Annotated in this window: 9 protein-coding genes; 3 read left to right on the top strand and 6 right to left on the bottom strand. The window is 52.7% G+C overall.

Annotation, left to right across the window (positions count from 1 at the left end):
* Nucleotides 1-2: 2 nt before the first annotated feature.
* The 3 genes from AC0YN0_RS25335 to AC0YN0_RS25325 are packed head-to-tail and all read left to right on the top strand — an operon-like array spanning nucleotide 3 to nucleotide 4,251.
* Nucleotides 3-1,874, top strand: coding sequence for a cache domain-containing sensor histidine kinase (locus tag AC0YN0_RS25335; RefSeq protein WP_475823745.1), 1,872 nt, complete (start codon nucleotides 3-5; stop codon nucleotides 1,872-1,874).
* Nucleotides 1,871-3,157 (top strand): ABC transporter substrate-binding protein, encoded by a 1,287-nt coding sequence (locus AC0YN0_RS25330; protein WP_475823744.1) that lies wholly within the window; start codon nucleotides 1,871-1,873, stop codon nucleotides 3,155-3,157. Before AC0YN0_RS25335 ends, AC0YN0_RS25330 begins: the two co-directional genes overlap by 4 nt.
* A gap of 14 nt (nucleotides 3,158-3,171) precedes the next feature.
* The gene (locus AC0YN0_RS25325; RefSeq protein WP_475823743.1) at nucleotides 3,172-4,251 is read left to right on the top strand and encodes a LacI family DNA-binding transcriptional regulator; all 1,080 of its coding nucleotides are present in this window, start codon (nucleotides 3,172-3,174) and stop codon (nucleotides 4,249-4,251) included.
* 122 nt (nucleotides 4,252-4,373) lie between these two features.
* Here the strand turns inward: AC0YN0_RS25325 and AC0YN0_RS25320 are convergent, their stop codons facing one another.
* The 6 genes from AC0YN0_RS25320 to AC0YN0_RS25295 all read right to left on the bottom strand — a co-directional run bounded on the left by AC0YN0_RS25320 (nucleotide 4,374) and on the right by AC0YN0_RS25295 (nucleotide 14,365).
* Nucleotides 4,374-6,446: a transglycosylase domain-containing protein gene (locus AC0YN0_RS25320; RefSeq protein ID WP_475823742.1), complete on the bottom strand. Its 2,073-nt coding sequence runs from the start codon at nucleotides 6,444-6,446 to the stop codon at nucleotides 4,374-4,376.
* A 473-nt stretch (nucleotides 6,447-6,919) separates the two neighbouring features.
* Nucleotides 6,920-8,737: an ABC transporter ATP-binding protein gene (locus AC0YN0_RS25315; RefSeq protein ID WP_475823741.1), complete on the bottom strand. Its 1,818-nt coding sequence runs from the start codon at nucleotides 8,735-8,737 to the stop codon at nucleotides 6,920-6,922.
* Nucleotides 8,737-10,515: an ABC transporter ATP-binding protein gene (locus AC0YN0_RS25310; RefSeq protein WP_475823740.1), complete on the bottom strand. Its 1,779-nt coding sequence runs from the start codon at nucleotides 10,513-10,515 to the stop codon at nucleotides 8,737-8,739. The genes AC0YN0_RS25315 and AC0YN0_RS25310 overlap by 1 nt, the downstream gene beginning before the upstream one ends.
* Before the next feature lie 223 nt (nucleotides 10,516-10,738).
* Nucleotides 10,739-11,917, bottom strand: a complete 1,179-nt coding sequence (locus AC0YN0_RS25305) for a glycoside hydrolase family 130 protein (RefSeq protein ID WP_475823739.1) — start codon at nucleotides 11,915-11,917, stop codon at nucleotides 10,739-10,741.
* A 271-nt stretch (nucleotides 11,918-12,188) separates the two neighbouring features.
* Nucleotides 12,189-13,385: an AGE family epimerase/isomerase gene (locus tag AC0YN0_RS25300; protein ID WP_475823738.1), complete on the bottom strand. Its 1,197-nt coding sequence runs from the start codon at nucleotides 13,383-13,385 to the stop codon at nucleotides 12,189-12,191.
* Nucleotides 13,382-14,365, bottom strand: coding sequence for a glycoside hydrolase family 113 (locus AC0YN0_RS25295; protein ID WP_475823737.1), 984 nt, complete (start codon nucleotides 14,363-14,365; stop codon nucleotides 13,382-13,384). The genes AC0YN0_RS25300 and AC0YN0_RS25295 overlap by 4 nt, the downstream gene beginning before the upstream one ends.
* Nucleotides 14,366-14,488: the final 123 nt, after the last annotated feature.

Below are 14,488 nucleotides of genomic sequence, written 5' to 3'. Positions count from 1 at the left end.
CAATGAGGCTGAACAGGCGCTTCTGGCGCGTCGGGTCGATTTTTGGCGATATGAGAATGGAGCGCAAGCTGATAGTCGTCTTTCTGCTCGTTGTTACGCTGCCTTTAGCCTTCATTGGCTATATCTCTTATACGAATTATTCGCTGTCGATCGAGCAGAAGACGATCGTATACTCGACGAAAATGCTCGAAAACATGATGGTGCGGGTCGACGACTACATTGAGGATATGATTCGCATCACTTCAATCCCAGCCTATCAGGACGATATCAAGCAAAATTTAATTCGCTCAAACAGTTATTACGAGCAGCGGAAGCAGGCGGCCGGAGAAAGCGGCAAATCGATTCCTGAGGATTTCAATACGCTGCTATCCATTCAGCGGGGTATCGAAAGCAATATTTCTTTCATTAATACGATTAAGCGCGGCGCAAACTCTGTATATATCTTTGATCAGTTCGGCAACAGCTATTTCCAGGCGGCGGCGGGCGGCATCCGGTCTAACGTCAAGGAGAGCTACGACTACTGGCGCGAAGCGGTTGAGGCATCGGGAGGCGAAGCGATGCTGTTCAGCACGCAGAAGTATACGAGCAATCTGCAAAGCGAGAAATATGCGTTCTCGGTTGTCCGCAAGGTTATCGACAAGTCGCTTAAGCCGATCGGGGTCATTGCGGTTGACGCCAATATTAGCGTAATCGAGGACCAAATCATCGAGCTGGACAAGGTGACGAGCGGCCAGTCGCTTATTATCGACGAGAGCGGCAACGTCATCTACGACAGCGACCGGCAGCGCATTTCAACCAACATTAAGGACGACCCTGCCGTCCTGCAAGCGGTCGGAGCCAAGGGCAGCTTTTACGATGAGCAGGAAGGCGTGAAGCGACTCAACATTTATACAACATCGCCCAATACAAGCTGGAAAGTGATGACCTCCATACCGGTCAGCGAGCTGACTAAGGATGCCGTCGTCATTCGCAACGTGACCTGGATCGCTACCTTCATTACCATTCTGGTGGCGCTGCTCATCTCGACGTTCTTTTCCTTCGCGCTTACGAATCCGCTGCGCAAGATGATGAGGCTAATGAAGACGGTGCAGGAAGGTGACTTCGACGTTCAGTTTCCGGTTAAGTCGCGCGATGAGGTCGGTCAGCTCGGCAATCAGTTCAATCGGATGATCGTGCGAATCAGTCAGCTCATTAGCGACATTTACGAGATGGAGACGAAGAAGAAGGAAGCGGAGCTACAAGCGCTGCAGAGTCAGATCAATCCGCATTTTATGTACAATAGTTTGGAATCGATCCGAATGGCTGCAGAGCTGAACGACGATCAGGTGGCCGCTGATATGATATCCATATTAGGCAAGCTGCTGCGCTACAGCATAAGCGATCTGCATGAAGAGGTGACGCTGTCGAGAGAATTCGGCCATGTTCGGAATTACGTAGAGCTGCTGAATTACCGATATCCGAACCGGTTCGTCCTCGAATGCGGCTTGGATAAGCCATTGGAGCAATATCCGATCATTAAGCTTGTGCTGCAGCCCATCGTGGAAAATGCGATCTACCATGGCATGGACGACTCCAAGCCGCTCATGACGATTGCCCTTCATGTCGAGGTGACGATGCAGGGGATGCTTGTCCACATTAAGGACGACGGCGTCGGCATGGATGACGATACGCTCGAGCGGCTTAACCGCTCGCTCGCAGGCGGCGATGAGGTCGTGTCTATGCGCACGTCCGGAGGCATCGGACTCAAGAACGTGAATGAACGAATTAAGCTCCATTACGGCATCAGCTATGGACTGAAAGTGTACAGCCAGCTAGGGCACGGTACGGAAGTCGTGCTGCAGCTTCCATTTGAACCTGGGAGAGAAGCGGAATGAATAAATACGCTCTTCTGTTCGTTATCTCAATTTTATTAGGCGTATTCGTTACAGGATGCGGGCAAGGGACATCCGGCAATCCGGACAATATCGCCCCAACCGACAAGTCGAAGACAGAGACGGAGCCCGTTACGCTTCAGGTGTTGACCAATCGCGTCGATCTGATCGAGAACGGCGTATTCCAGCAATATGCCGATGACTTCGCCAAGCTGCATCCGGGCGTCACGGTCAAGTTCGAAGGCATTACCAATTATGCCAGCGACATTATGGTCAGGCTGTCGACGCGGACGATCGGCGACGTGCTGCTAGTGCCGAACAGCATTAAGAATGAGGCGCTGCCTGATTATTTTGAACCGCTCAGCATGGATTTGTTCGAGAATGTACGGTTCGCCGATTTCAAGGCATATAGCGGGCAGAGGTACGGTATTGCGACTGGCGCATCGACGACAGGAATCGTCTACAACAAAGAAGCGTTCAAGCTGGCAGGCATTACGAAGGCACCGACGACGCTGGATGAGTTCTATGCGGCATGCGAGAAGCTGAAGCAAGCTGGCGTTGTGCCCGTCTTCCTGAACTATGGCGCGCAGTGGCCGCTCATGACATGGGGGGAGGATCTCGTCAGCTACATGACGGGCAACCCGGAATATTTGAACGAAATGGTATTGACCGATGAGCCGTGGACGATCGACAATGCTTGGGGTCAAGCGATTACGATCGTTAAGACGCTTATTGATAAAGGGTATGTCGAGGAGCAGCTGCTGTCCAACCAGTGGGAAGCTTCCAAGCGCGAGCTTGCCGAGGGCCACGCCGGCATGTATCTGATGGGCAATTGGGTCATTAATCAAGTCGTCGCTGCAGGTGCGGATGCAGAGGACATCGGATTATTCCCGTTCCCTTACGACAATAGCGATAAGAGGTTCGCACCGCTAAGTCCCGACTGGTTCGTAGGCGTCAGCAAGTTCAGCGCGAACAAGGAGCTGGCCGAGGCATGGGTCGATTATTTTGTCCATGAATCAGGATACGTGGACGATTCCGGCTTCTTGCCCGTCGATAATTCGAAGGAGCCGATGCTGCCGCAATTCAAGGAGTTCCTGTCGTTCAACATCGAGTTTCTGGAGAAAAGCGTCCCGAATGATACTCTGCTCGAAATTGCCTCCGCCGCCCAGATGACGTTCTGGTCCGGCGATTACATTCAGGAATGGATTGCGGCTCCTAGCCTGCAATCGGCATTCGACGAGTACAACAAGCGCTGGAAGGAAGCGCGCAACATATCAAAAAGTTAGGTGGAGCATAACCGATGTCAAAGAAGGTAACTATGCAGCAAATCGCCGATCACTTAGGCGTATCAAAGTTTGTCGTATCCAAAGCGCTTTCGGGCAAGGGGGGCGTTAGCGACGCCACGAAGGAGCGGGTGATCAGTGCCGCATCCCAGCTCGGGTATTTTGCCCAAAAGAATGCATACGTGAAGTCGATGAACTTGGAGCAGCTGCCTAAGGTGCCTGCTTCTGGCAAACAATCGGTGCTCGTCCTTATGCCTAATATCCGCTTTCAGACAAAGGAGTCGTTATATTGGGGGCGGATCCTCGACGGCATCTCTACCTGCTTGGAAGAGGATGGCCTCGGCATGGTGATCGTATCCGAGCAAAGCGTCGAGCATTTCCTTCATTTTCTGAACCCGAACGGTATTCTAGGACTGGTCGGTGTAGGTGAAATCTCGACGTCGCTGTTACTTGAGGTGCATCGAATCGGCTTGCCGATGGTGCTGGTCGATCATGAGGATATGCTTATTCCAAGCGATGCGGTATTCGCCAACAACTTCGAGAGCATGTATCGCCTGACGAAGAATCTAATCGGCATCGGCCATAAGCAGCTCTGTTTCGTAGGCGATATCCGATATTCGCGCAGCTTCCAAGACCGTTTCCTCGGTTTCCGCAATGCGATTGAGGAGCAGGAGGGCGCCGAGCAGCAGCGCGACGATTATTTGCTAAGAGTTGAAGGATATGAGCATGAGGCGTTCGAGGAGCAGATTAAGCAGTGGGCCATGAAGCGCAAGAAACTCCGTAAGCTGCCTACCGCACTCGTATGCGCCAATGATATGATCGCTATCGGCGCGGTCAAAGCCCTGCAGGAGCTTGGCATATCCGTGCCTGACGACATCTCCGTTACAGGCTTCGATAATATCGAAGACTCCTATCGGATGGAGCCGGCGCTGACGACCGTGCATGTGCCGAAGGAGGCGCTTGGAAGGCGCGCGGTCGAGCGATTGATGGAACGAATCGTGAAGAAGGGAGCGCCGATCGAGAAAATATTGCTCTCGAGCGAGCTGCTGTATCGCGATTCGACTGCGCACGTGAAGAGCGGAGTGAAGCAGCAGTAGTTGTTGTAGCTGCTGCACGGAAAAACAGTGTTGGCCATGAAGCAGCTGCTTCGGCCAACACTGTTTTTTGTTGATTTCGGTCCGCTAACATAGCGGTTGTTCGACGAAATGCCGTTACGAGCTTAGCGATCGCGGTCTCGTTCACGCTCACGCTCTTTTTTCTTCTGCTTATCGTTTTTGTCTGATTTTTTATTGTCGTCTTTATTTTCCTTGTTCCTATCTCGTTTCTCTTTATTCTTTTCTTTATTTTTGGATGGTTTGTCAGAATTAGACTCCTTTTTCTCTTCCTTCTGTTTCTTGCCCCACATATCGGAAGGCGCGGGCGGAAAGGCCAGTACAGGCTCATCCTTGAGCGCTTGCTCCATTAAAGCTTGGAATACGGCAGCCGCCGCCTTCGAAGTTGTCGTTAAATAATGCGTGCTGTCGCTATGGTCGTAGCCTAACCACACAGCCCCGACAAGCTGCGGCGTATAACCGACGAACCAGTTATCCTTGGCTCCCTGCTCGGTAGCTCCCGACATTTGGGTCGTACCCGATTTGCCGGCAACCGGGCGTCCCTGCAATGCAGCGGCGGTGCCTGTTCCCTCTTGAATGACACCTTCGAGCATGGCGGTTATCGTTCGAGCAATTCCGGGCTCCGTTACCTGCGTGCCTTCCGGCTTAGCTGCCTCGGCCAGCAGAATGCCGTCTGCGGATTCGATACGCGTTATCGAATGTGCCTGCATCTTCACGCCATCATTTGCGAATACGCCGAACGCTTCCGCCATTTGCATCGGCGACACGCCTTCATGCAGACCGCCAAGCGCAAGACCGAGCGTTCGATCTTCCGGGGTCAATGGGATGCCGAAGCGACCGGCCGCATCCAGACCTTTGTCGATACCAAGCTCGTTCAACAGCTTGACGGCCGGAATGTTATAAGAGTTAATGAGCGCTTCGTACAGCGTAACGTTCCCGTGATAGCCCCCGCCGGCATTTTGCGGTTCATACCCTCCAATATTGATCGGCTCGTCAACGATTGTATCCATCGGACGATAGCCCGCTTCCAATGCCGGCGTATAGACGGCGATCGGCTTGATCGTAGAGCCAGGCTGGCGCTTAAGCTGCGAAGCGCGGTTAAAGCCGCGGAACGGTTGATCGCCTCTGCCGCCTATGAGCGCTCTAATTCCGCCTGTTCTCGGGTCAATCAAAGATGCGCCGCTCTGGATCAATTGATCTTCCGTGCTTTGCGGGAACAACGACTCCTCCGCATACACTTGCTCGGCTGCTTGCTGCATGCCTTGATCCAGCTCGGTGTAGATACGAAGACCGCCGAGGAGCACTTCATTTTCCGATAAGCCGTACTGCGTCATTGCTTCACGAATCATTTGATCCACGTAATAGGGAAACCGGATATCGTCGACGCGGTTAGGCTTAGCGCTTAATAACGTAACCGGCTCCTTAACCGCTTCATTGTAAGTATTGACGTCGATGAACGCTTGCTCCTTCATCTGTTCCAGAACAAGGTTTCGCCGCTCCGTGGCTTTCTCTAAATGTTTATAGGGCGTAAGTGCCGAAGGCGCTTTAATAAGACCGGCCAGCAAAGCTGCCTCGGCGACGGTCAACTGATCGGCCTCTTTGCCGAAATAGGTGTATGCCGCCCGTTTAATTCCCCAGGCTCCTTCTCCATAATAAATTTGGTTCAGATACATTTCCATGATACGTTCCTTGCTGTAGTTTTCCTCGATTTTTTTGGCCAAAAGCACTTCGTTCCATTTCCGCGACCATGTTCGCTCGTGAGACAAAAATACGTTTTTCGCAAGCTGCTGCGTAATCGTGCTCCCGCCTTGCATCGTACCGCCCGCTGATACATTCGTCCAAAAGGCGCGTCCGATTGCCCGGACGTCCATGCCGTCATGCGTTAGAAACCGCTTGTCTTCGATGGCAATAACCGCATGGACGAGATGGGCCGGAATACTTGCGTAATCGATTTCCTCTATTTTATTAAACGATATTCGACTCGCTTCCTTACCGTCCTTGTCATAAACGATGGTCGCAGCCGGAAGAGGTGTCTCCAGCTGACCAATATCCTGAGCGCCGACGAGCAGCCGGAAAGCTACCCATGCGGCTACAGCCATCATAAAGATAACCAATAACAAAACGGTTACGATGTTAATGACCTTTTTTCTTGTGTATGTTTTTTTCTTTACTGTCTCCATCCCTGTTCCCCCATGATCGTATTCATGCTGAATTTCATCCTTTATACCTTTCGGGAGGGGGAGCGATTTTTAGTACGTTCGGCAGGGGGAGGGGACGAGTAACCGTAAATTGGCGTGAATGGGCGAGCTTGCATAATTCCATATTGGAGGGATCGTTGCACAATATGCAACGGATAGAGCTGAGGAACACTCGCTCATAAGTCCTGCTTGCACAATATGCAACGGATGACTGTTCACTAAGGCATGAAGGAATAGGTAACTGGGTATTCAGTTGCAAAATGTGCAACGAGGACTTGTAAAAGCACCGTGTAGAGGATGATCGGTTGCATAAAGTGCAGCGAAAGGTTGAGGGGGAGGCATTCAGGTTGCTAAGGAGCGAAGCGGGTGTGAAGCTGGGGTGGGCATCAACGGACCGTTAAGAAATGGGACGGAGCAGCTAATAGAGCTGATCCATCCCAGTCCGATTAAACTCGTTAAGTTTTATTCCACAGCTTGCGATAGGTGCCGTCTGTTAGCATCAGCAATTGCTCGTGGTCGCCTTGCTCGGTGATCAAGCCGTTCTTCATGATGATAATGTTGTCTGCGTCCTGCACGGTCGTCAGCCGGTGGGCGATGACGAGCAGCGTGCTTCCCTGCAGCAGCGTGCGTTTGCGAACACGGTCCATCACGTAGCGCTCCGTATCGGTGTCGAGCGCCGAGGTCGCTTCGTCGAAGATCCAGATCGGCCGACCTGAGAGCATGGCGCGGGCGATGGCCAGCCGCTGCTTCTGTCCGCCGCTTAAAGAGCTGCCATGCTCCTTCAATGGCGTATCGTAGCCGTCCGGCAGAGCCATGATGAAGTCGTGAGCGGCTGCGGCAACGGCTGCATCAACGAGCTCGGAGTCTGAAGCGTTAGGCTTGCCGACGAGCAGATTGTCGCGGATCGTACCCGCGAACAGATACGGGGATTGCGGAACATAAGCGACGAATTGCCTAGCGAATTCCGCATGGTGGCTTGGATTCGCACCGTAAATGGTTACTTCGCCTTCGTCGGGAAATAACAGCCCCGCGCCAAGCTTGGCAGCTGTTGACTTGCCGGACCCGCTTGGTCCAACGATAGCGGTGAATGAACCTGGACGCAGCTCCAGGCTGAAACGCTGCAGCAAAGGTTGACCGGCTACGGACATGCCGGCATTGGTGTTTGAATCGGTTGTTTGTTGATCGGTATGAACGCCTGCATGCTCATCGTAACGAAACGATACGTTGCTCCAGCGTATTCCATGCTGATCTTTGCCGCTGAAGCTATCGGCGGCATGGCTAGGCTCTTTCTTCGCCCCCCAAAGGGCGAATATACGCGCGGTCTGCCCTAAGTTCTGCTGTACCTCGCCCCACATTCTGCCGATATTGACGAGCGGATTGTAGATCCTCCAGACGAGCACGAAGAAGGCCATCAACGCGCCGATCTGAAGCTTTCCTTGTACGGCTAACCAAGCGACTGCAAGTACAGAACCCCAGGTGAGGAGAAGGGAGAGCGAGACGGTTAGTCCGTTCACAAGCTCGTTCCACCACATGCGCTGCATATACAGCCTGTTCAGCGTATGGCGTTCCTCCACGAAGCGATCCATCATCCAGCCTTCGGCGCCGAAGGCGCGCAGTGTCTCCATGCCTTGCAGCGCATCCTGCTGGCATTGCCGCACGGCAGCTTCCTGCTCCGCTACGGCAAGGCCGATGACGCCGAGCCTTCTGCGGAGCAAGTGGCTGCCAATAATGCCAATCGGCATAAGGATGAACAGTGCCAAAGCAATCTCCCATTGCAGCCACAGCATGTAGATGGCGGCGAGCACAAGCATAATCGCTTGGCTGCCAATGCCGTGGAACAAGGTGGAGAGAATCCAGCTTGTTCGGTCTCCATCGGCCCATATCCGCTGGGCCAGATCGGCGGAGTGCGATGCCGCGGCGTCTTGCAGCGGCAGCCGTTGCGCCTCGTCGGCGAGCTCTAGACTAACGTCGCGTTGAAGTGCGCTCATACTATTTTGCTTATAGTAGAATCCAAGAATAGTGAGCCCGAGAAGGACGATCACGATAACGGTAGAAATGATCATTAGATTGTTAATATAGGTTAACTGTCCTAACTCTAGTCGGTTATAGTAGATTTCCATCAGCAGTGGAACGAGCAGCATGACAACCGTTTCGCCGAGGGTTAAGATGACCGACGCTGTAAAAGGAACTTTCCCTTTGCCCAGCTTCGACCACAGCAAAGCAATAAGCTGCCTGAGCGTTGGTGTTGTACGTAATGGGATAGGTGAATTCATCAGGCCATACTCTCCTCTCGCAGGTCGGACCAGTCGCCCGCTTTGACAAGCGCAGCGTACTTGCCGCCTAACTGCAGCAACCCGGCATGCGTCCCGCTCTCTATGATGCTGCCATTCTCCATATAAATGATACAATCCGCGTCCTCAACGGTTGATAGCCGATGTGCCGCTACGAGTACGGTTCTTCCTTGCATTACGCTTTGAAGCGCATCCTGCATGAGACGCTCGTTAATGCCGTCCAATGCCGAGGTAGGCTCATCCAGCAGCAAAATACGAGGATTGCGCAAATACGCTCTTGCCAGTGCCAAACGTTGCCGCTCGCCTCCGGATAGACGCTGTCCTCTCTCTCCAAGACGGGTTGCATACCCCTCAGGCAGCGCCTCTATAAAAGGATGAGCGTTTGCGTAGTGAGCCGCCTCGGCAATCTCATCATCCGTAGCGTCCAGTCGGCCGATGCGGATATTATCCATGACTGTTGCATCGAACAGGGCGGCGTCCTGAGGGACATAGGCGGTTAGCCGTCTCCACGACTCAGCGTTGCGTTCGTTCAGGTCATGTGCGCCATATCGAATCGTCCCCGAAGAAGGGGAATGAAGACCGAGAATGAGCTTAATAAGAGAACTCTTGCCGCTCCCGCTAGGACCGACAATGGCAGTAACCTGACCTTGCCGAATGGTGAGCGAGAGCTGATTAAGGACAATGTCTTGATCGTTGTAGGCGAATGTGACTTGATCCAAGACGATATCGCCCTGCTGAGGCAAGGCGGCATCCATAACGGTTGCTGCTTCTGCTTCGGATGGATCGATCATCTCATAGACTCGCTTTGCATGTGCGACGGAGTCCGAGACGGAGGACCAAGTCTGAATAAGATGCGCAAGAGGGAAAACGAGCCGTTCATACGACAACATGAAAGCGGCTATGGCGCCGACGGCGAGGCTCCCATTAACGACCATCGAAGCTCCCATGCTGAATATATACACTTGGCCAAGCCAAAAACCGATAAACACAGCCCAGCCGTTCACAGCGCGCAGCAGCTCGGTTCGCAGCCAACGATGCCTTGTCGTCTCGACCTTGTCTCTCCACGCTTTGTTGAAGGAAGGGCGAAGTCCGTAGCTGCGGACAACCTCAGCGCCTTGCAATTGATCGAGCAGCATAGCGTCGCGCTCGCCATGCCCCTCGTTCGTCTTGTCCTGCCATCTGCGGATCGGCTTCGCGAGCATATTGCTAAGCAGCGGAAGCAGCAAGGCGACGACGATCGCCCCGGCCATCAGCTCCCAAGACAGAATCGTTAAGTAGACGAATAGGAACAGAATCGAAAGGACGTTGTGAATGAGCTCGGGGATACGTTTATTGATTCCCTCCTGCGCGGTCGGTGCAGAGCTATTGAGCCGCTGGAGCTTATCGCCCGTATGCCATTTCATATAACGAGAGAGCTTCATTGTGAAAAGCCCGCCAAGCAGTCCTCGCTGCATATCGAGCGTGGTACGATTGCTTAGCCGCTGATTGAGCAGCGCTTGCAGGAATGAGACGGCAACCTCGATAACGAACAGGGAGCCGAACCAAATCGAGGCTTGCAGCAAGCCGTCCATATTGAGCTGCGAAGTCGCGTCGAACAATAGGCGCATCGCTTCGGCCCAGCCGACAGGTAGCAACGATGCAACTAGAACGATGGCAATAATGCCTAAGTAGGCGAGCCAGTAGGCTTTGGCCCAGCGCAGCATTTTGAGTACTACCAATATAGGCTTATCTAACTCTGTAGCTTGCTCTTGGGTGGTCAATACGTTTCCTCCTCCAACCGTGAATGTAGCTGATGAATAATGGATTAAATATATGTTATTTTCTCTATTATTTCGTATATGGAATCGATTGGCAATCGGCCTATGGAATAGAGCGGCCTACGTCTAGGGGCGGAGGCGGAGGGGGGATTTTACGCTGATAAAAGGAAGAGCCTATCCTGCTAATAAAAGCGAGGATAGGCTCGTTTCGTTATGTTAAAACGTATTACTTCGATGCTAACTGCAAGTTACGGTCAATGAGTTCGATACGCTGCTCCACGCATGCGTACGAGCGGAGCGGATCTTCCGGCGTGTTGATCACATAGTCTAGCAGACGATCAACAGTTGTCGCAGCGACATGGCAGCGCGTATCCGAGGATGCGTAGTAGATGAACACATCGCCGTTTTCTTGCGCGATAACGCCGTTGCAGAACGTTACGTTGGATACGTCGCCTACGCGCTCGATGCCTTCCGGCGCAATGAGATGACCGCCTGGGCGGTGCGTCACTTTGCTAGGATCGTTAAGCTCGGATAGGAACGCATAAATGACATAACGAAGGCCGGCAGCGGTGTTGCGAACGCCATGAGCGATATGAAGCCAGCCTTTGTCCGTCTTGATCGGAGCGGGTCCTTGGCCGTTCTTCACTTCCTTGATCGTATGGTAGTGGCGCTCGTCGATAATGATCTCGCGATCGATAACGGCATTCTCGATCGTGTCGGACAAGCCCCAGCCGATGCCGCCGCCGGATCCCGTATCGATGAAGCCGTCTTGCGGACGCGTGTAGAACGCGTATTTGCCGTCGACAAACTCAGGGTGCAGAACAACGTTGCGCTGTTGGTTGGAAGCCGTCTTCAGATCGGCAAGTCGCTCCCACGTCTTCAAATCTTTCGTTCTTGCGATGCCGCATTGCGCAACGGCGCTGGAGAGGTCGCCTCTTGGGGCTTCCGTGTCTTTGCGCTCGGTGCAGAACAAGCCGTAGATCCAGCCGTCCTCATGCTGAACGAGACGCATGTCGTAGACGTTAACGTCCGGATTGGATGTCTCCGGCAGTAGAATCGGATGATCCCAGAAGCGGAAGCCGTCTACGCCGTTATCGCTCTCGGCAATCGCGAAAAACGATTTGCGGTCATTGCCTTCTACGCGGGCGACAAGGAAGAACTTGCCGTTCAAGAAGATTGCGCCTGGGTTGAAGACGCAGTTAACGCCGATACGTTCCATGAAATACGGATTCGTCTCCGGGTTGAAGTCGTATTTCCAGTGAAGCGGTGCATGCTCAGCAGTTAGAACAGGGTGCTCGTAACGTTCGAAAATACCGTTGCCGAGCTCGATCGGACTGTTTTTGCGACCGACGAGAGATTCATAACGCTCCGTAAGTAGCTGCTTGCGTTGTTCAAAAGTTAACATTAGGATGGCCTCCGTTTCATTAATTGCCAATTTTTTAGTCGGGATGTGCTGATTAACGGGAAAAACTGGAGCTATTTTCGAACGATATTACTCTATTTAAAGAATAACTGGAAAAACTCCCGCTAATTCGAGCCTACTTGCCGAATTGAAGCTCCTATTAGGAAATTAACGGGAGGAAATCCCGTTAATTCGATTAGGTCGAACAATGAGAGGAAATTAATGGTAGTAAATCCTGTTATTTCACCTTCATTACGATACCAAGGCTACCCGTCTAGTGCTGCAGTCGCTCAAGCATTTCGAAGCAAGCTCTGCCATTGTGGTAAGGGCATTTCCAGGCGCTTACCTTCTGCACATTGCCGCTCGGCTTGCCGTCTTCGGTTACGCTCCAATGCCACTCGCCGAACTGTTTGTCGACGATGTAATTCTCGATGAATTGCCAAGAGCGGTGCGCAGCGTCGCGGTACTTCTCGTCGCCGCTCATCTGATAAGCATTATAGAAGCCGACGACGGCTTCGGCTTGCGGCCACCAGTCCTTGTCTGCGTCGATGAGTCCGTGAGCGTCCGCTTCATTCCATAGCCCGCCGTCTTTATCGACGCCTTCATTCAGCGTCGCTTCCGCCATGCGCAGCGCGATGGCCTTCGACTCGGCCAGCAGAGCTTCGTTGCCAAGCACCTCGGCTGCTTCTACGAGCAGCCAACTGCCCTCGATGTCATGCCCGTAAGAGACGTGCTCGGACTTGCTGTTCCATTCCTCGTCGAAGAAAAGCAGGAAGTGCGCGCTGTCGGCATCGATAATATGCTTGATCGTGACTTCGATTAGCTCCTGCAGCTTCGCGCTAAGGTCATCCGACTTCCATACGCGGTACAGATTCGTGTACGCCTCCAGCACATGCAGATGCGTATTCATTGATTTCTTTTCGTTCAAATCTTTGTTGCTTAAGGAAAGATCATCGGTTTGCTCCCATTCGCGGGACAACGCTTCGACATAACCTTTGTGGATAGGATCGTAGCCGTGCTTCTCCAGCACCGAGAAGAGCTCGATGGCTTGTGCGAGCGCCGGCTCGTGCCCGGTGGCGCGATAATATTCGGACAGCGCATAGATAGCGAACGCTTGACCGTAAATCTGCTTCTTAGACTGGGACGGGCTACCTTCCGCATCCACCATCCAGTATAAGCCGCCGTATTCGCGATCGATGAAATGCTCGGTTACATAGGCATATGCACGCTCGGCCATTCGCAAATATTGCTCGTCTTTGTAAATGCGATAAGCGGAAGCGAATGTCCATAAAATGCGAGTATTGAGAACCGAGCTTTTGTCGGCCGAGGCATCCACTTCAAGCTCGCGGCTGATGTAGCCGTAGAAGCCGCCTTTCTCTTCGTCAATGGAATGCTTCATCCAGAACCCGAGAATATTATCCTTCAGCTCCGTCTCAATGGCAGGCAGCCATTGCTGTTTCCAGTCGCTCATATAGTTGCCGCCCCTTTCGCCGGTTGCTTTGTTTTGACTGTGTAATATGAACGAACCGTGCTCTCCGCTTGCTTGCCGTACATACAGTAATCGTCGTTGGCACCGGCTTCGCTTTCTTCATAAAGCTGTGCCGGCCAATCCCACAACATGAATCCGCCTACCCAGTCGCGCTTGTCGCAAGCCGAGAACATCGCTTCGTAGAAGCTGCGCTGCGCTTCCTCGCTTGGCGCCCCTGCAAGTCCCCAGTCGTTCGGGATATAAGGCGAGCCCTCGCGGCTCGGACAGCCCGCTTCCATGAAGAAAAACGGCTTATCATGAGCGGCCACAACACGCTCGATGCGATCAAGCTGCTCCTCCCAATTGTCAATCGGGTAGTAGCCGCTCGAAGAGATGACGTCGACGGCATCCCACCATTTCACATTGGCTTCCTGATATTTATCGCAGTTGTAAGTAATGATGCCGGAATAAACACCTCGAACCTCGGCGATAAGCTTACGCCATTCTTGCTCACGGCGATCCGTCTGTACCATCTCGCAGCCGATACAGAGCATCTCGCAGCCCGTCTCCTCGGCGATCCTTGCATAATGAACGATAAATGCGGTATAGGAGGCGAACCATTCCGACCACTTCGGTTCACAGGGCACGTCGACATCGAAGAAGTTAATATGGGCGCGCCAAGTGCCGTTGGCACAGTTCACGACAGGCTTCATTACAACTTGCAGACCAAGCTCCTTCGCTTTGCGAATGGCAGAGCGCACCTCATCATCGGTTACAGTCGGCGCTTCCTTATATTTGATTTCAGTTGCTTGAGGATGATCTTGCAATGCCCCGAGCGTGATAGCCGTCCAGTTCACGTTAAGGCGGCTGGCCATAAGCTCCATCGATTTATCGGCTTGCTCGCCAGTCCAAGTGCCGCGAACGCCGGTCCAACCCCAGGTCATTCCTCCGATGTAGGAGGGTAAAGTGGACAAAGTTGACATAGAATCGCCTCGCTTTGCTATTAGGTAGGTTTGTTATCATAATTAATTAGTTTGTTATATAACAAGTAAACATGATAAACAGGCGTTTTGGCAATACCTTAGTCGCGAAACGAGCGAATTTTA

It is taken from the genome of Paenibacillus sp. J22P218, from assembly GCF_056269195.1.
The sequence above is the reverse complement of the archived record's forward strand: the minus strand, read 5'-3'. Positions and strand labels throughout refer to the sequence as shown.

Excerpts from the sequence above, each read along its gene's own strand:
- AC0YN0_RS25335 (WP_475823745.1), top strand. The coding sequence starts at position 3 with ATGAGGCTGAACAGGCGCTTCTGGCGCGTCGGGTCGATTTTTGGCGAT.
- AC0YN0_RS25330 (WP_475823744.1), top strand. The coding sequence starts at position 1,871 with ATGAATAAATACGCTCTTCTGTTCGTTATCTCAATTTTATTAGGCGTA.
- AC0YN0_RS25325 (WP_475823743.1), top strand. The coding sequence starts at position 3,172 with ATGTCAAAGAAGGTAACTATGCAGCAAATCGCCGATCACTTAGGCGTA.
- AC0YN0_RS25320 (WP_475823742.1), bottom strand. The coding sequence starts at position 6,446 with ATGGAGACAGTAAAGAAAAAAACATACACAAGAAAAAAGGTCATTAAC.
- AC0YN0_RS25315 (WP_475823741.1), bottom strand. The coding sequence starts at position 8,737 with ATGAATTCACCTATCCCATTACGTACAACACCAACGCTCAGGCAGCTT.
- AC0YN0_RS25305 (WP_475823739.1), bottom strand. The coding sequence starts at position 11,917 with ATGTTAACTTTTGAACAACGCAAGCAGCTACTTACGGAGCGTTATGAA.
- AC0YN0_RS25300 (WP_475823738.1), bottom strand. The coding sequence starts at position 13,385 with ATGAGCGACTGGAAACAGCAATGGCTGCCTGCCATTGAGACGGAGCTG.
- AC0YN0_RS25295 (WP_475823737.1), bottom strand. The coding sequence starts at position 14,365 with ATGTCAACTTTGTCCACTTTACCCTCCTACATCGGAGGAATGACCTGG.